Annotated in this window: 10 protein-coding genes and 6 pseudogenes; 13 read left to right on the forward strand and 3 right to left on the reverse strand. The window is 32.7% G+C overall.

The window, feature by feature from the left end; translation table 11 throughout:
- The first annotated feature begins 30 nt into the window (after positions 1-30).
- The 12 genes and pseudogenes from JJC05_RS03210 to JJC05_RS03265 all read left to right on the forward strand — a co-directional run bounded on the left by JJC05_RS03210 (position 31) and on the right by JJC05_RS03265 (position 11195).
- Positions 31-998: pseudogene (locus JJC05_RS03210) on the forward strand (Gfo/Idh/MocA family protein).
- 42 nt (positions 999-1040) lie between these two features.
- Positions 1041-2042 (forward strand): PDDEXK nuclease domain-containing protein, encoded by a 1002-nt coding sequence (locus JJC05_RS03215; protein WP_105195194.1) that lies wholly within the window; start codon positions 1041-1043, stop codon positions 2040-2042.
- A gap of 54 nt (positions 2043-2096) precedes the next feature.
- Entirely contained in the window at positions 2097-2987 is an 891-nt protein-coding gene (locus JJC05_RS03220) for a 3-hydroxyacyl-CoA dehydrogenase family protein (RefSeq protein ID WP_235878201.1), read from the forward strand.
- 64 nt (positions 2988-3051) lie between these two features.
- Positions 3052-4285 (forward strand): annotated as a pseudogene (locus tag JJC05_RS03225) (DUF1015 domain-containing protein).
- Between the two features lie 27 nt (positions 4286-4312).
- Positions 4313-4633: a hypothetical protein gene (locus tag JJC05_RS03230; protein ID WP_105195191.1), complete on the forward strand. Its 321-nt coding sequence runs from the start codon at positions 4313-4315 to the stop codon at positions 4631-4633.
- Positions 4634-4726: 93 nt separating this feature from the next.
- Positions 4727-5782, forward strand: coding sequence for an acyltransferase family protein (locus JJC05_RS03235; RefSeq protein ID WP_105195190.1), 1056 nt, complete (start codon positions 4727-4729; stop codon positions 5780-5782).
- Between the two features lies 1 nt (position 5783).
- Positions 5784-6446: a YggS family pyridoxal phosphate-dependent enzyme gene (locus JJC05_RS03240; protein ID WP_235878202.1), complete on the forward strand. Its 663-nt coding sequence runs from the start codon at positions 5784-5786 to the stop codon at positions 6444-6446.
- Positions 6447-6482: 36 nt separating this feature from the next.
- Positions 6483-6851: a four helix bundle protein gene (locus tag JJC05_RS03245; protein WP_088392065.1), complete on the forward strand. Its 369-nt coding sequence runs from the start codon at positions 6483-6485 to the stop codon at positions 6849-6851.
- A gap of 616 nt (positions 6852-7467) precedes the next feature.
- Positions 7468-8828, forward strand: a pseudogene (locus JJC05_RS03250) (exonuclease domain-containing protein).
- Positions 8829-8884: 56 nt separating this feature from the next.
- A complete protein-coding gene (locus tag JJC05_RS03255) occupies positions 8885-9514 on the forward strand; it encodes a CatB-related O-acetyltransferase (protein ID WP_235878205.1) in 630 nt (209 codons plus the stop codon).
- A gap of 9 nt (positions 9515-9523) precedes the next feature.
- Positions 9524-10453, forward strand: a complete 930-nt coding sequence (gene miaA, locus JJC05_RS03260) for a tRNA (adenosine(37)-N6)-dimethylallyltransferase MiaA (protein ID WP_235878207.1) — start codon at positions 9524-9526, stop codon at positions 10451-10453.
- Between the two features lies 1 nt (position 10454).
- Complete coding sequence (locus JJC05_RS03265; RefSeq protein WP_127823255.1) at positions 10455-11195, forward strand: acyl-[acyl-carrier-protein] thioesterase; 741 nt, start codon at positions 10455-10457, stop codon at positions 11193-11195.
- Positions 11196-11624: 429 nt separating this feature from the next.
- Here the strand turns inward: JJC05_RS03265 and JJC05_RS03270 are convergent.
- The 3 genes and pseudogenes from JJC05_RS03270 to JJC05_RS03280 form a co-directional block, all read right to left on the reverse strand.
- Positions 11625-14329 (reverse strand): annotated as a pseudogene (locus JJC05_RS03270) (DNA gyrase/topoisomerase IV subunit A).
- Between the two features lie 51 nt (positions 14330-14380).
- Positions 14381-14755 (reverse strand): GxxExxY protein, encoded by a 375-nt coding sequence (locus JJC05_RS03275; RefSeq protein WP_201025144.1) that lies wholly within the window; start codon positions 14753-14755, stop codon positions 14381-14383.
- A gap of 202 nt (positions 14756-14957) precedes the next feature.
- A pseudogene (locus JJC05_RS03280) lies at positions 14958-16821 on the reverse strand (DNA topoisomerase IV subunit B).
- Between the two features lie 164 nt (positions 16822-16985).
- Here JJC05_RS03280 and JJC05_RS18675 point away from each other — a divergent pair.
- Positions 16986-19677, forward strand: a pseudogene (locus JJC05_RS18675) (TonB-dependent receptor).
- Positions 19678-19842 lie beyond the last annotated feature (165 nt).

Consider the following 19842-nt stretch of genomic DNA (forward strand, 5'->3'; position numbering starts at 1 on the left):
AATGATTTACATTTGTTCAAATTCTTAATTATGCTAAAAGTAGGCGTTTTAGGTGCAGGACACCTTGGAAAAATACATTTACGATTACTTCAACAATCTAAAAAATACGAACTAGTTGGTTTTTTTGATCCTTCTAACGATAATGCAAATAAGGTAACTACCGAATTTGGATATAAAAAATTTGATACCATTACAGAGCTCATACACGCTGTAGATGTGGTAGATATTGTTACCCCTACCTTACAACATTTTGAATGTGCCCAACAAGCTATAAAAGCGGGCAAACATATTTTTATTGAAAAACCTATTGCTACCACCGTGGCAGAAGCAGAAGCAATTATTGCTTTAGCTAAAAAACACAACGTAAAGGGTCAAGTAGGACATGTGGAACGTTTTAATCCCGCTTTTATGGCAATAAAAGATAAAATAAACAATCCTATGTTTATAGAAACCCATCGTTTAGCTGAATTTAATCCTCGTGGGACAGATGTTCCTGTTGTTTTAGACTTAATGATACATGATATTGATGCCATTTTAAGCGTGGTAAAATCGAAAGTAAAATCGATAAATGCCAGTAGCGTAGCTGTTATATCTGATTCGCCCGATATTACTAATGCTCGCATTGAGTTTGAAAACGGTTGTGTGGCTAATATCACATCAAGCCGTATATCGATGAAAAACATGCGTAAATCACGTTTTTTTCAAAAAGACGCCTATATATCTGTAGACTATTTGGATAAAGTTTGTGAAGTGGTTCGTATGAAAGACGCCCCCGAAACCCCAAGGCGATTTTGATATGATTTTACAAAATGCTGAAGGTGTAAGAAAACAAATTTATTTTGACAATCCGAGGAGTGCATCCTAACAATGCCATTTTAGATGAATTAGAATCTTTTGCCGATGCTATCAATAACAATTCTACTCCTATTGTTAGCCTTGAAGATGGAACAGAAGCCTTGCGAGTAGCCTATCAAATTATAGAATGTATTGAAAAGTAACCATAAAATCTAACCGAAAAGATTTTATATTTAAAACACATAATGTTATCCAACCCCAACATAATATCTGATATTAAATCCTTAATATCTAGCACTAGAGCTACTGCTATAAAAGCAGTAGATTTCCAGCGCACCTTATTATATTGGCATATTGGAGAACGTATTTTCAACGAAGAGCAACAAGGGAAAGACAGAGCTGATTACGGAGAATACCTAATCAAGTATATATCTGAGCAATTACAACCAGAGTTCGGAAGTGGTTTTTCCTATCGTAATCTACATTGGTACAGACAATTTTATAGAACTTTCCCAATTGTGAACTCACTGCGTACACAATTGAGTTGGACTCATTATCGAACACTAATACGTATTGATAACGAAGACAAAAGAGAATATTACATAGCCGAAACCGCTAAAAACAATTGGTCGGTTAGACAAATGGAACGTCAAATCAATAGTCAATTGTACGAACGGCTATTATTAAGTAATGACAAAGAAAGTGTATTGGCCGTTGCTCGAAACGAAGCACTTCCTGTACATCCAAACGAAATCATCAAAGACCCGATGGTTTTAGAGTTTCTTGGATTAAAAAGAGAATCAGCTTATTATGAGAAAGACTTAGAACAAGCCATCATTACGCATTTACAAGATTTTTTATTAGAATTAGGTAATGGCTTTTCATTTGTAGCCCGTCAAAAACGAATCCATTTAGATGGTGATGATTTCTTTGTCGATTTGGTATTTTACAACCGAATCTTACAATCTTTTGTCATTTTTGAAATCAAAACCCATAAACTCACGCATGAAGACTTGGGTCAATTGCAAATGTATGTCAACTATTTTGACCGAGTTGAAAAATTGGCTCATGAAAAACCCACTATCGGTGTACTTTTGTGTGCCGATAAAAACAATGCTGTCGTTAAATTCTCATTACCCGAAGAAAACAAAACCATATTAGCCAGTCAATATGAATTGATTTTACCCTCGGAAGAGCAATTATTAAATGAAATAAAAAAAGAAATTAATAATAAACCAAACCATTAATCCCTACCTACCCCTAGTAGGAAAAACATTTAAGTAATATAGGGGCTTCACACAATGAAAACAATAGCAGTTATAGGCGCAGGTACTATGGGCAACGGAATTGCTCATACTTTTGCACAAAGCGGGTTTACCGTAAAATTGATTGATATTTCTGAAAAATCGTTAGAAAAAGGTATGGCTACTATTGCTAATAACCTTGACCGTATGGTCGCTAAAGGTTCTATTACCGAAGAAGACAAACACAAAACTATTGGCAACATCATTACCTATACCGATATTAAAGACGGTGTAGTAGGTTGCGATTTAGTTGTTGAAGCAGCTACCGAAAATGTACAGTTAAAATTCAACATCTTCAAACAATTAAGCGAAGTTTGTGACCATAACACTATTTTAGCGACCAATACTTCTTCCATTTCTATTACACAAATTGCTGCAAATGTAGTACATCCAGAACGTGTAATTGGTATGCACTTTATGAACCCTGTGCCTATCATGAAACTGGTAGAAATTATCCGTGGGTACAACACCTCTGATGAAGTAACTAAAATCATCATGGATTTATCGGTTAAATTAGGTAAAGTTCCTACCGAAGTTAACGATTATCCGAGATTCGTAGCTAACCGTATTTTAATGCCAATGATTAATGAAGCTATCGAAACCTTATACAATGGTGTAGGTGGTGTATATGAAATTGATACGGTTATGAAATTAGGCATGGCACACCCTATGGGACCTTTACAATTAGCCGATTTTATTGGATTAGATGTTTGCTTATCTATTCTAAATGTAATGTACGATGGTTTCAAAAACCCAAAATATGCTCCATGCCCTTTATTAGTTAATATGGTTATGGCTGGTAAATTAGGTGTAAAATCAGGCGAAGGTTTTTACGATTATTCCGAAAGCAAAAAAGCAGAAAAAGTTTCGAAACAATTCAGTAAATAAAAGCCTCTAGCCATTAGCCGTTAGTTACACTAATGCCTAATGACTTTTGACTAATCACAAAAAAATGGCAAAAATAACCCCTTTTAAAGCAGTTCGTCCCACACAAGATAAAGTGGCATTAGTAACCTGTAGAACCTATGATGAATATTCGCCTGCCGAATTAGCGGCTTGGTTAGATTTTAATCCATACTCTTTCTTACATATTATTAATCCTGCCTATACCCATTCACAAAAAATTACAGCCGACAAACGTTTTAGAGGGGTAACCCATAAATACAACGATTTTAAGAAGGAAAACATCTTAATTCAGGAAGATAAGCCTATTTTTTATCTATATCAAATTCAAACCAAAACTAATGTTTTTACAGGTATTGTAGCAGGCACCTCTATAGAAGATTATCAAAATAATCATATTAAAAAACACGAAGACACCCTACAATATCGAGTAGAGTTATTTAAAGAATATTTACATCAAACTGGTTTTAATACTGAGCCCGTACTTATTACCTACCCAGATAAGGCAGAAATAGATCGTTTTATAACATTACATAAAAATAGTAAACCTATTTACGAATTTTCAACCACCAATAAAGAAAAACATACGCTTTGGAAAATTGACAACCAAGAGGATATAGATTCTTTAATTTTACATTTCGAGTCAATTCCTAATTTATACATAGCTGACGGACATCATCGTTCCGCATCAGCCGAAATGCTGTATGAACAAGATCAAGCCACAGGAAATCCGAATTTGAATTACTTCATGAGTTTTTTAATTGCCGAAAGTAATATTAAAATTTATGAATTTAATCGTGTTATTCACGACCTCAACGGGCACTCTAAAGAAGAATTCATCAAACTATTAGCTAATAACTTTATCATAAAAGACAAAAAAAAGTGAGTTATATCAGCCACAACAAAAATATGAATTTGGAATGTATTTAGATGGTCGTTTTTATGCTTTAGAATACAAAAAAAACGACAAGGATAATCGCAATGATAAAAACCAAATTTTAAAAAATCTGGATGCGCAAATTTTATACGATTATGTCTTACAACCTATTTTAGGCATTGGCGACCTTCGTAATGATGAACGCATAGATTATATTCCGGGTAAGCAAGCCCTTTTACACATGAAGGAATTAATTGACGATGGTGAGTTTGAAGTTGGTTTTATGCTCTATCCATCAGATATTAATGAAATCAAATTATTAGCCGATAACAACTTGATTATGCCTCCAAAATCGACTTATATTGAACCTAAATTTAGAAGTGGCCTTTTGGTGTATGAATTGTAAACTATCGAAAATTAGAAATGAACTAAAATGAAAAATGTAATTGAAAAATTAATAGAGTATAATCAACAAATAAATCTCTCGGAAAGATCTCAGTCATATGGATTTGATATTAATGATGGGCTTTTTAATTTTTCTGAAAAAGAACTATTATCAAAAGGTAAAAATTCTTTTGAAAAAAATATCCTTCTTAAACAAATACTTTGTGATTTCATAAAACAAAATCATTTAACAATTTGCGGAATTAATTCCAAACCATTTTATTTAGAATTACTCTTATTTACTTTAGCCGATAAAGAAATTTTTGAAGATATTAAATTGAATGCAAAATTGAATTTATATAATTCATAAAGTAGTCCTAAATTCTAAAAAAATAGAACCCCAACAGCGACACAAAATCACCGCTTTTTTATCCCCTCATAGGAAACTTTTATTTTAATATTCATGGCAAAACTACCTAACCTAACCTCTATCCGTTTCCTTTTGGCTTCCATTGTGGTTGTTTTTCATATTCCTTCCTTTTGTAAAAATAGAGGTTTACCCTATTACGATGCCTTACCTATTTTTAACAAAGGCACAGAAGCTGTATATTTTTTCTTTTCGTTAAGTGGTTTTTTAATTATTAGAAATGTGTTTATTGAAAAAAACAAAGGTACAACTCATTTAAAAAATTTCTTTTTAAGAAGAGCCTTAAGAATTTTACCGTTATATTATCTTATTTTTTTTATAGGACTAATCTTTTATCATCTCATTGCTCCGCATTTTGGCTTTACACACAACCCCGAATATAATATTTTCTTAGCGTTAACATTAGGTCTTACTTGTTTCCCTAATATTTTAGCAAAATATAATCCCGGAGGAATTATTGAAATATTATGGTCTATTGGTATAGAAGAACAATTTTATCTATTTATTGCTCCCGTAATTTACTTTTTAAAACCTATAAAAGCCTTTTTATTTTTAACTCTTTTTACAATATTTTATTTCTATATGTTTAATTTTAGTTCCCTAAGTACATTGTTAAACAAGTATGGAATGACTTTTTTTTACTTTTCTTTCAGCGGAATAATTGCTTATTTATTTATTCATTCAAATCGTTTTAAAATACCTTTATTTTTAACCTTTATTTCCAGTATCATTAGTTTGTTTATTTTTTTATCAAATTTTTTTAAAACATATTTAAACAACGAAATTTACCAGTTACTATGTATGTGTAGTTTTTCACTCACCCTATACTTTTTATCACAAAAACCAATAACCTTTCTACAAAATAAAATACTTGTTTCACTAGGTGAAATTTCATACGGTATCTATATGTATCATGCTATAACCTTTCAATTAATAGGCTATATTTTTATTAAAATGAAATTACATGTACTATTTACTACTTTTTTTTCAATTATATTATTCAATCTATCCGTATTTTTGCTAACCATAAGTATATCGTATTTTTCTTATCATTTTTATGAAAAAAGATTTTTAACGCTCAAAAAACAGTAACATGTCCATCCCACAAAACCTCAACAACATAAAATCATCCCTTCCGCCACACGTTACGCTGGTAGCCGTTTCTAAAACCAAACCTGTGACCGATTTGATGGAAGCTTATCAAGCGGGTCAACGTATTTTTGGCGAAAATAAAATCCAAGAAATGACCGACAAATGGGAACAAATGCCAAAAGATATTCAATGGCACATGATAGGTCACGTACAAACGAACAAAGTAAAATATATGGCGCCATTTGTGAGTTTGATTCATGGAGTCGATAGTTTGAAATTGTTACAAGAAATCAACAAACAAGCTTCAAAAAACAATAGAGTTATTAACTGTTTACTCCAAATTTTCATAGCGGATGAAGAAAGTAAATTTGGTTTAGATGAAAACGAACTTGAAGAAATTCTTCTTACCTTGCAAAACGATAATTCCCTACAAAATATCAAAATTGTTGGTTTAATGGGAATGGCAACGTTTACCGATGATGAAAATCAAATCAAAAAAGAGTTTTTACATTTAAAATCTATATTTGATACCTATAAAAAAATAGAAACTGCTAATCTTAAACTAGAAACTCTTTCAATGGGCATGAGTGGTGATTATGTATTAGCTATTGAATGTGGAAGTACAATGATTCGAGTTGGAAGTAGTATATTTGGAACGAGATAAAATTGCAATAACAATTTCAAAACTTCAATATATTAAATGGGAGAAAATAATATTTTTGATGAAAAGATTTTCAATTTTGAAGACCGATTAGTTAGATTCGCTGGTGAATGTATCTTCTTTACTCGTAATTTAAATAAATCATACGAAAATGAATATTACAAAAATCAATTAATTAGATCATCTGGAAGTTCATCATTAAATTTTGGAGAAGCGCAAGGAACCAATACAGATAAAGATTTTATTTTTAAAGTTGGGTTGGCAGTAAAAGAACTCAAAGAATCAAGAAATTCATTAAAAATTTTAAATTATATCAAAGAAGGTGATGAAAAAATCAGAAATTTACTCTTAAAAGAAGTTGAAGAATTAATCGCAATTGCTTCAAAAATGATAATTAACAAGAAATAATTTTTCAATCGCAATTACAATATCAATCACAAATTCAATTTTTTATAGTTGTGATTGAATTTTGCAATTGTCATTGACATTGAAAATGTACGCAATTCTCGACTCAGAAATTTACGATTAAAAGAAGTTGAAGAATTAATCGCAATTGCTTTAAAAATGATAATTAACAAGAAATAATTTTTCAATTGCAATTACAATATCAATCACAAATTCAATTTTTTATAGTTGTGATTGAATTTTGCAATTGTCATTGACATTGAAAATGTACGTAATTCTCGACTCAGAAATTTACGCTTAAAAGAAGTTGAAGAATTAATCGCAATTGCTTTAAAAATGATAATTAACAAGAAATAATTTTTCAATTGCAATTACAATATCAATCACAAATTCAATTTTTTATAGTTGTGATTGAATTTTGCAATTGTCATTGACATTGAAAATGTACGCAATTCTCGACTCAGAAATTTACGCTTAAAAGAAGTTGAAGAATTAATCGCAATTGCTTTAAAAATGATAATTAACAAGAAATAATTTTTCAATCGCAATTACAATATCAATCACAAATTCAATTTTTTATAGTTGTGATTGAATTTTGCAATTGTCATTGACATTGAAAATGTACTGCATACTAGACATAGAAACCACAGGCGGTCAATACAACGAAGAAGGTATTACCGAAATAGCCATCTACAGATTTGATGGTCATGAGGTCGTAGACCAATTTATCAGTTTGGTCAATCCCGAAATTCCTATCCAGCCTTTTGTGGTTAAGCTAACAGGTATCAACAATGCCATGTTACGCGGTGCTCCCAAGTTTTACGAAATTGCTAAACGCATTATCGAAATTACAGAAGGCAGTATTATTGTAGCACATAATGCCTCTTTTGACTATAGAGTCATTAAAACCGAATTCAAACGTCTAGGTTTCAATTTTGAAAAACAATCCCTTTGTACAGTCGAATTATCTAAAATTTTAATTCCTAATCAAACCTCTTATAGTTTAGGAAAACTAGTACGTAATTTAGGGATTCCTGTAACTGATAGACATCGTGCTAGTGGTGATGCAATGGCTACCGTTCGTTTATTCAAATTACTTTTAGCCAAAGACATTGAAAAAAACATTATAAAGAGTTTTATTAAAACCGAAATCAAATCGGGCATGACACCTAAACTCATGGATATAGTAGAAGCTTTACCTTCAAAAACGGGAATTTATTATATTCATAATGAAAAAGGCGAACTCATTTATATTGGTAAAAGCAAAAACATCCAAAAAAGAGTTAACCAACATTTCACAGGGACTTCCAAGAAAAGTAAAAAAATCCAAAAAGAAGTCTTTGCCGTAACTTTTGAGGAAACAGGTAGCGAATTGATCGCTTTATTGAAAGAAAGCGAAGAAATAAAAATAAATAACCCCATATACAATCGCGCACAAAGACGTACAGTATTTCCTTGGGCGTTGTATGCAGCAAAAGATACACAAGGCTATTTAGCTTTGAAAGTTTTAAAAGCCGATGGACGCAAAAAGAAATCACCTCTTTTAGTAGTCCGCAAGAAGGTAAAACTGCTTTATTTCAAATTACTGAAAAGTACCAATTATGTCAAAAAATAAACGGTTTATACGATACTAAAAAAAGTTGTTTCCAATACGACATCAAACAATGTTTTGGTGCTTGTATTCAAAAAGAAGCACCTGAAGATTACAACAAAAGGGTAAACGAATTCATTAGCAATCATCAATTTCATAATAATACTATGGTTGTTGTAGATAGAGGTCGTACTTTGGAAGAAAGAAGTGCTGTAGTGATTGAAAATGGCATTTACAAAGGCTATTGTTTTTACGATTTAAATCATCAAATTAATACACTTCAAATTCTTAAAAACATACTTATTCCTATGCAAAACACTAGGGATAGTCGTAATATTATTCAGCATTATATAAATAAAAAGAAGATGTTGAAGATTGTGAAGTATTAAGATTTTTCTGAACTAAACCATTCCGATTTTAATTGAACACAAACAAATTTCAAAACATGCCTAATATTCCAAACAAAGACAACCCTTTCCCATTAAACGGATATAACAAACTTTGTTTCTTAAAAAACATCATCAAAAACCCCAACATCATTGTAGGCGATTATACCTATTATGACGATTTTGACGATGTGGAAAATTTTGAAAAGAACGTCAAATATCACTTTGATTTTACAGGCGACAAATTAATCATTGGTAAATTTTGTATGATTGCTTCAGGAGTCAAATTCATTATGAATGGCGCTAATCACCTGACTGAGGCGATTTCTGCCTATCCTTTTGCTATTTTTGGGCACGATTGGCAACATGCTATGGAAGGAAAATCTTATCCCACTAAAGGAGATACCATTATCGGAAACGATGTTTGGATTGGACACAATACCACGATTATGGCAGGCGTAAAAATTGGTGATGGTGCTATAATTGCCACCAATGCCACGGTTACTAAAGACGTACCGCCTTATAGCATAGTAGGAGGCAATCCTTCACAACTGATTCGCAAACGTTTTTCTGAAGAAAAAATCCAAGAACTACTGCATCTAGCTTGGTGGGATTGGGATATTGAGAAAATTACAGCAAACGTTCAGCTACTAACTAGCAATAAAATTGAAAAATTAAAATCGCTATAAAAACATATTTTGGATAAAACGAATTATTTAATCACCGTAATCGGTCCTACAGCCATTGGTAAAACCGCCTTAGCTATCCAGTTGGCTAAGCATTTTGGATGCGAGATTATTTCTTGTGACAGCCGACAGTTTTTTAAAGAAATGTGTATCGGGACTGCTGTACCTTCGCAAGAAGAATTAGCACAAGCCACTCACCATTTTATTCAAAACAAATCGATTTTTGAAAGTTATTCCGTGGGCGATTTTGAAGTAGAAGCACTAGAAAAATTGGACCAATTATTTCAAAAAAACAACATCCAAGTTCTTGTTGGTGGGAGTGGTTTGTATGTTGATGCGGTTTTAAAAGGATTTGATGAATTTCCTGATATTGATGCATCGGTACGCGAAACCATTAACAGTAATTATGACGAACTAGGCATAACCTATCTACAAGATAATTTAAAAAAATTAGACCCCGATTATTATCAAAAAATAGCAACGGAGAACCCACAAACATTGGTTAACCCACAACGTATGAAACGTTTTGTGGAAGTTTGTATCGGTTCAGGGCAACCCTATTCTAGTTTTTTGGGTAAACGTAAAAACAAGCGCAACTTCACTCCTATTATCATCGGTTTAGAAGCTGACCGTACCCTGATGTATGAACGCATCAATCTGAGAGTCGATTTGATGATGCAACAAGGTTTATTAGAAGAGGTTGAAAACCTTTTACCTCATAAACATCTTAATGCCTTACAAACTGTAGGCTATCGCGAATTATTTGATTATTTTGAAGGAAAAACATCTTTAGAAGATGCCATTGAACAAATTAAAATGAATACACGTCGTTTTGCCAAACGTCAAATGACTTGGTTTAAAAGAACAGAAAACATTAACTGGTTTAATTACCAAACCAATTTACATAAAATCATTTCTCATATTAATACAAATTTTATATAAAATGCCTATTTCACCTAATTTTTCATCCTTATTTGAAGAAAATCATAAAATCAATTTTTTGCATTGTACTCCTAATGGAATTCTTAAATATACCGATCTGTGCAATCTTTTTCAATTGACAGCCAGTTCTCATGCTGAATTAGGAGGATTTAGTCATAATGATATGCAAATTTTTAATCAAGCTTGGGTTTTAAGTAGAATGATTGTCGAAATTACAGATTTACCTAAATGGCAAGATGAGGTAACAATTAAAACTTGGATCAAATCTCTAGAGGGTTATCAATCTGTCCGATGCCTTGAAATGTATTTAAACGGGGAAAAAATTATTGGCTGTGAAACCTTTTGGGTTGTCATTAATACAACTACTCGAAAACCTGAAAATTTAGCTATATCTTGTGATCATTTTACTTTTTTCGCTGATAATGCTACTAACATAAAAACACATAAAATCAATATTCCCGAAGATACAAAAAAATTAACGGATAAAATTGTCAAACTATCAGATATTGATATTGTTAACCATGCTAATAATGTAAAATATCTAGAATGGTCGCTAGATGAAATAGAGACCGAAATTGTTTTAGAGCAAAAAATTCAATCCTTTGCTATTAATTTTTTACAAGAAGTAAATCTTCACGATCAAATTGAAATTAATAACAAAAAAGACAATCAAACGAGCGTATTTACAATAACAAAAAATAATAAAACTTGCTATGCTTTAGAACTTCATTTAAAAGCGTAAAATACAAAGACAGTGTACCAAAAATAAAAGAAGTGATTCTTTTTACTCCAACGTCAAAAAGCAAATTGACCAGTACATATAGTCTTTTAATAAAAATAAAGTTCTTTTTATAATACGAAATCTAGATAAAAACAAACACCCTTTTTTAACCCAGATTACGCATTAGACCCGAGCGTAGCGAATAGACGAAGTAAATCTATTCCACTTTATTTTTCTTCAAATTCAAGCCAAGCACGTACTCAAATTTTAATCATCAAAATAGTTCACTATTTCTTCTTCTAAAATTTTCCGTGAGCACTTGAATTTATTGAAAAATTTTGTTTCACAACGAAGTCTAATGCGAAATCTGGGTTTAAAGCAAAAGCCTTAAAAAAGGGCTAAATCTAAAAATAAAGAGGACTTTAACTTTGATTTTTGTGTAATCTGAGATTAATCCAAACTCAAAGTGATTTGTCCATCATCTTCTAACGTAATATCATAATTCTTTGTATCGTTTTCTCCTTCTAATTCTGCTTCATTTCTTAAATTTTCTTCTGGTTTTACTTCAAGTGGCTCTTCGTAAAAAAGTGGTTCTAACCTATTAATTTGTTTAATTTTATCCGTTGTTAATTGATTACCTAAAGCTTTAATTCCTTTTACAGCAATAAACTCTTCTAAGTTAACAATTAAGTTTTCTTTTTGAACTCCTCCTTTTTAGCAAAAATAACTTCTATCATAGGGCGCCAATCGGTGGATACAATTTCTAATTGTGATCTTTCGTGTTCAGAAATAAAAAGTTCTTCTTTATTTTCATGTTCTACTAAAAAGCGTTTTACAAAATAACGCTCTTTTTCCCCATCGTAATAAATGGCTGAAATAGGCTTTTGATTATTCCATTTTTCTAAAACAATCATATCATCTTCAAAATGGGTAGTTAGCTCAGGTATCACTGTTTTTAATTTCCCGTTTTGTCCTATGATTAGTAATCTATCATTCGGTTTAAACTCGCCTAACAACTCCCCTCTTCCATCTACATTCAAACGTTGTACCGTATCATCAAACCATATTCTTCGAGGTCGTAAGGTAGATATTCCTCTTTCTTTTAATTCAATTTTTTTAATAGGATATTTAGCTACTGTATTTCCTTTAGAAGCTCTTCCTTTTATCATAATATCGGCAAAATCAATATCCCATTTTAATTTTTTAACACTTCCTACTTGTCGTAGTAAAATAGTAACCGTTTCTGCCTCACCATTAGGATTAGCTGAAAAATAGAGTACTTGCGAACCTGTTTTTTCTTGTGTTAAATCGTATTCTTTATCTCGGGTTACACCTGAAACACTAAAACGCTTGATAAAAGAAGGACCTGATTTACCATCGCGATAAATCATATTATAAATGGTTCGTTTATCGTTTTTATCAAATATTGCAATATGAATAATATCTTTGCCTATAAATTTTTTCTCATCTACTTTGGTAATAATCATTTTACCGCTACGAAGGAAACAAATTACATCATCAATATCACTACAATCGGCTACATATTCATCTTTTTTCAAAGAAGTTCCTACGAAGCCTTCCTCTTTATTAACATATAGTTTCGTATTTCTTAAAACAACCTTTGTGGCTTCTATATTTTCAAAGTTTCGTATTTCCGTTTGACGTTCACGACCTTTACCATACTTTTCTTTCAATCGTGTAAAAAAGTCAATAGCAAACTGCGTTAAATGCTCTAAATGGTGCTTTACTTGTGCAATTTCATCTTCTAATTTCGCAATTGATTCATCCGCTTTGTCCGAGTCGAAACGTGTGATACGAATCATTGGAATTTGCGTTAGTTTTTGCAAATCTTCATCAACAATATCGCGTAATAACAAATGTTTGAAAGGCTCAAAACGGTCGTACATATAGGTATATAAAGCTTCTTTATTGCTGTACAACTTAAAGTCGATATACATTTCCTCACGAATGAAGATTTTTTCCAATGTAGAAAAATGCCATTTGGTTTCCAATTCTGCCAATTGCACTTCCAACTCCTGACGCAACAAATCGACGGTACGATGTGTTGAAATGCGTAACATTTCTGAAACCCCAATAAACAACGGTTTATTATCTTCAATCACACAACCTAAAGGTGAAATAGAGGTTTCACAGGCCGTGAAAGCATAAAGTGCATCTATGGTTTTATCAGGTGAAACACACGGAGGCAGATGAATCAAGATTTCTACTTCCGCTGCGGTATTATCTTCAATTTTTTTGATTTTGATTTTACCTTTATCATTGGCTTTCAAAATACTATCAATCAAAGAAGTCGTATTGGTAGAAAATGGAATTTGCGTAATCACCAAAGTTTGTTTATCCAATTGCGAAACTTTAGCACGCACGCGTACACGCCCACCACGTAACCCATCGTTGTAATTAGATACATCGGCAATACCAGCCGTTGGAAAATCAGGATATAATGTAAAGGGTTTCCCTTTTAAAATTTTGACAGAAGCATCAATCAACTCGTTAAAGTTGTGCGGTAAAATCTTAGTAGATAGACCTACGGCAATCCCTTCGCCTCCTTGTGCTAAAAGTAAAGGGAATTTTACGGGTAAATTAATAGGTTCCGCACGACGCCCATCATAAGACAATCCCCAATCGGTAATTTTAGGAGAATACAATACCTCTAAGGCAAACTTACTTAAACGTGCCTCGATGTAACGGGATGCCGCAGCTCCGTCGCCTGTTAATATATTTCCCCAGTTTCCTTGGGTATCAATCAATAAATCTTTTTGACCAATTTGTACCATCGCATCACCAATACTGGCATCACCGTGAGGGTGATACTGCATGGTGTGACCCACCACATTCGCAACTTTATTGTAACGACCATCATCCAACTCCTTCATAGAGTGCATGATACGACGCTGTACTGGTTTAAATCCATCTTCAATAGCAGGCACCGCACGTTCAAGGATTACATACGAAGCGTAATCCAAGAACCAATCCTTATACATCCCCGTTACCTTGGTAATGGTAGCCTCTGGATTTTCATCTTGCTCGTAAAAATGTTCGCCTTCAAAGCTAGTTTCTCCTAACTGATTTTCATCAGCCGTGGATTCTTCTTGAGGGGTTAAATCGTCTTCTCTATTTTCGTTTTCTTCGCTCATAATTTAGGGTCACAATGTTTCACCAAGTTTTACACTATGTTCCACAATGTTTTAAATTACCAATCTTTTTATTCCGTCTTTTAATGATCTTTTATAAAAGTTTAAAAGTAAACCCAATCTACAATCTGCTAATCGCATATATGTTAAACATTGGGCTGTGTGTTCAATTGTAAATTCTTCAACTACTTTTAACTCAATAATCACTTTATCATTTACTATTATATCTACTCTGTAGCCGCAATCAAATTTGATATCTTCATAAACTACTGGAAATCCTTTTTCTTGTTTAACATTCAGCCCGCATTTTTCTAACTCATAAGCTAAGCATTCTCTATATACTTTTTCCAACAATCCTGAGCCTAATTTTGTATGCACTTTGTATGCACAGTCTAAAATTATTTTACTGATATCGTTTTCTTCTTGCATAATCATTTTTTTGTTTCACTAAGTTTTTCAAAGTTCTGCACAATGTATCACAAAGTTAAACCTAAAAACTTCTTTGACGTTGTGACAAACTTGGAGTGACTATGTGAAATTAGTTACACAAAGTTCCTCAAAGTGCTTCACAATGTTTCACAAAGCCTAAAAAACTTCTTTGACGTTGTGATAAACTTGGTGTGACTTTGTGCTACGACGTCAACTCCTCCACCGTATCCAACTCCACCTTCAAATTCTTGATAATAAACTCCTGACGATCAGGGGTGTTTTTACCCATATAAAACTCCAATAACTTTTCAATAGAAGTGGCTTTATCCAGCATAACAGGGTCTAAACGTATGTCTTCACCAATAAAATGCTTAAACTCGTCAGGTGAAATTTCACCTAATCCCTTGAATCGTGTGATTTCAGGTTTTGGTTTTAATTTATCAATCGCATCCCTACGTTCTTCATCGCTATAACAATAAATGGTTTCTTTCTTATTACGCACACGAAATAACGGAGTCTGTAAAATATATAAATGTCCTTCTTTAATAATTTCAGGAAAAAACTGTAAGAAGAAAGTAATCAATAACAACCGAATGTGCATCCCGTCCACATCGGCATCGGTCGCAATAACAATGTTGTTATAACGCAAGTCTTCCATACTTTCCTCAATATTTAATGCGGCTTGAAGAAGGTTGAATTCCTCATTTTCATACACAATCTTTTTGGTCATGCCATAGGTATTCAAAGGCTTACCACGCAAACTAAAAACTGCTTGTGTATTTACATCACGTGATTTAGTAATTGACCCCGATGCTGAATCCCCCTCGGTAATAAACAAGGTACTTTCTAAACTACGAGCATTCTTAGCATCAGTCAAGTGCACCCGACAATCACGCAGTTTACGGTTGTGTAAACTCGCTTTTTTGGCACGTTCTTTAGCCAACTTACGAATACCTGACAATTCCTTACGCTCGCGTTCGGCTTGCAAAATTTTTCGAAGTAACAAATCGGCTACTTCTGGATTTTTATGTAAAAAGTTGTCTAAATTCGTTTTAATGAAATCATTTACAAACGTACGCACTGTAGGGCCATTAGGACCAATATCAGTCGAACCGAGTTTGGTTTTGGTTTGCGATTCAAAAACGGGTTCTTCAACCTTAATTGAAATGGCTGAAACTATTGATTTTCTAATATCTGAAGCCTCAAACGGTTTGTTGTAAAACTCCTTTATAGTGCGAACAATGGCTTCTCGAAAAGCCCCCAAGTGAGTCCCCCCTTGTGTTGTGTTTTGCCCATTTACAAACGAATAATATTCTTCCGAATACTGTGTTTTACTATGTGTCATCGCAATTTCGATATCGCCACCTGTTAAGTGAATGATAGGATATTGCATATCTTCAGTAGTAATGGTTTCTTCTAATAAATCTTTTAAACCATTTTCTGAAAAAAACTTTTCACCATTATAAACTATTGTTAAACCTTTATTTAGGTAACAATAATTTTTCAACATTCTTACAATATATTCGTTACGGTATTTGTAGTTTTTAAAAATGGTATCATCAGCAATAAAACTAACTTTGGTTCCTTTACGTTTTGTAGTTTCAATTACATCTTCTTCTACAGTAAGACTCCCTGCCGAAAATTCTGCTGCTTTTTGTTGATTATCACGTACCGACTCTACCCTAAAAAAAGTAGAAAGCGCATTTACAGCCTTAGTACCTACTCCATTTAGACCTACCGATTTTTTAAAGGCTTTCGAATCATATTTACCTCCTGTGTTCATTTTAGACACCACATCGACTACTTTCCCTAAAGGAATACCACGACCATAGTCACGCACGGTAACCATTTTATCCTTTAAGGTAACTTCTATAGTCTTTCCTGCTCCCATCACAAACTCATCGATACAGTTATCTAGGACTTCTTTTACCAAAATATAAATACCATCATCAGGAGATGAACCATCCCCTAACTTACCAATATACATCCCCTGGACGCATACGGATATGCTCCCTCCAGTCGAGAGAACGTATATTATCTTCGGTGTATTGATTTTGTTCAAACATATATAAAAAACGATTGGGTGCTAAGATACTTTAAAACTATGTAAAAGAAAAACAAAATAGATTAGCAATAAAAACAAATAGGAAAAATAAAAAAATACAGATATAATTTCATATTTAACATTTTTTTTAGATATTTGATAAAACAATAACCTAAAAAAATAAATATGAAAAAAATTCATTGCTTATTATTATTAATAACAACTTGGACAGGATTCGCTCAGAATCTTGTAAAAGGATCTATAAAAGATACAGGAGGGTTAGGAATTCCGGGGAGTTAATATCACTACTAGTGGTACAAATGCTACAACTTCTGATTTCGATGGTGGTTTTTCTATTAAATTAAATCCGAGGAAAACACACTCTAAAATTCAATTATATGGGCTATAAAACAGAAGTCAAAGAAATTGAAATAAAAGATCAAAATATCGAATTAAACATAGTTCTACAAGAAGAAAACAAAAGCTTAGATGAAGTAGTAGTAGTAGGTACCAGAACGGCTCCCCGAAGCAACACTACCACCCCTTTACCTGTAGATTTATTATCTTCCAAAGAACTTGCTTCAACAGGACAAGCCACGTTTGACAAAGCATTACAATACAGAATACCTTCTTTCAATACTGTTCAAACACCTGTAAACGATGCCACCTCTTTATTAGATCCCTATGAAATACGAAACATGGGACCTAGCCGTACCTTAATATTAATAAACGGTAAACGTAAAAACATGAGTGCATTGCTATACACACAAACTTCTCACGGGCGCGGCGAAACAGGAGCCGATATTTCTGCAATTCCTCAAGATGCTATTGAACGAGTAGAAATACTACGTGACGGAGCTTCTGCCCAATATGGTTCTGACGCTATCGCAGGCGTTATGAATATTATTTTAAAAAGCAATCCTAATTCAGGATCTGGCACCATAAGAACAGGAATAACAGGAAAAGGAGATGGAAAAATGATCGGTGTAAGCCTTAATAACGGAACAACGGCATTTAATGAAAAAGGATTTGTTAACTACACTTTAGATTTTTCAAAAGTAACATTAGCTAATAGACCGGCACTGTTGATGCGCAAGGAGAATCTAAAGATTTTTCTGCAAATATACTGGACGTTCAAGACTTTCTAAATAGACATCCCGATGCAGGTAATATTAATGGATCTCCCGCTACAGCAACTGCTAAATTTGAGATAAATGGAGGTGTAGAAGTAACTGAAAATTCAAAATTATATTTTAATGGTGCTTATGTTTACAAAAAAGTAAATTCATTCGCAAACTACAGAACACCATACTGGAGAACATTAAATGAATATCCTTTTTTAAATCAATTATTTCCTGGAAATGGTAAAAATGGATACGATGGTTATGTACCTACATTTGAAGGAGACTTAAATGACTACAATGCAACTTTAGGATTAAAATCCACAAAAAACGGATGGAATACAGATTTAAGTATAACATTTGGAGGCAACACTCAAGAATACACCGTCAACAACTCTTTCAACCGTTCAAGCATTTTAGATGGAAATGGAGCCAATATTTATAAAGAAAACAGTCCAATTTCATTCAAACCCGGAGGATCCAAATTTGACCACATAGTAGGAAATATAGATGTAAACAAAAACTTAACAGATAAAATCAGTTTTGCTATAGGGTCTGAATTCAGAACAGAAAACTTCACCATTCTAGAAGGAGACAAAGCTTCATGGGATGGACTAGGTGCAGACTCATTTGCCGGTAACAGACCTGAAAATTCAGGTAAATTCAACCGTTATAATGTTGGAGGATACATAGCGACAACTATAGATTTCACAAAGGATTTTTTAATAGACGCCACTTTACGTGGTGAAAATTATAGCGATTTTGGTTCTACTTATATAGGTAAATTAAGTACCAGATATAAATTTTTAGATGATAAAATAACACTAAGAGCATCTATATCATCTGGTTTTAGAGCACCTTCTTTACACCAAATTTACACCCAAAAATCACAATACAGCTTTTTTCCGGGACAAGGAGTCTTAGTTAGCGGATTAGTTAACAATGTATCTCCTCAAGCTCGTCAAATGGGAATCGATAAATTAAAAGCTGAAAAATCTGAAAATTACACCATTGGACTAGGTTTTAAACCAACGAAAAACATAACATTAACTCTTGATTATTATCACATTAACGTATACGACAGAATTGTTTTAAGTGATGAAATTAAAGATGTAACCATTAACGGAAAAAATTTAGGAACATTATCCTTCTTTACCAATGCTTTAGACACTAGAACAAGAGGTTTAGATGTAGTTGCCAGCATACGAAATATTAAACTAGGAAGAGGCGATTTAGGCTTTAATTTATCAGGAAATTACACATTTGAAAACTGGAATACTAACAAAATTCCTGTAAAATTTGGCAAAGACCTTATAGATGCTACCCAACAACATTTATTATTCACTTCTCGCCCTAAAACTAAATGGATATTAGGAACAACTTATGACATTGGGAAATTTGGCTTTTCATTAAACAATACTTTGTTTGGAAAAACAATATTCAAACAAACTGGATTGGATTCCGATTTAAGAACCGAATTCAAGCCAAAAGTAGTAACCGATTTAGGGATAAATTTCAATGCCACAAACAAATTAACCTTTGCTTTGAACATTAATAACTTATTAAATGTTTTACCAAAATGGGAATTTAAGGCTGAAAATGCAATAGGACAAACCAAATTAACTGATCCTAATTTTGTAAAAAACCAATCCAATCTAATTACTTTCAATCAACGTTATTCACAAATGACTTATGATGGATATCATTTTAGCCAATTAGGAACCATGTTTAATTTATCAGCTAATTACAAATTCTAAAATAGCTCTTCTAAATACAATCCTACCCCAAAATAGTTAAAATTCTATTTTGGGGTATTTTATTAAACCAATTGCTTAATAAACTTTACTGTGATAAAAACATAAAAATACCAAAATTTTAGAACAAGTTATCCTTCATCATGACCTTTTGATTTCCTTACAATA

This window comes from Flavobacterium davisii (assembly GCF_019565505.1).
Taxonomy (GTDB): Bacteria; Bacteroidota; Bacteroidia; order Flavobacteriales; family Flavobacteriaceae; genus Flavobacterium; species Flavobacterium davisii.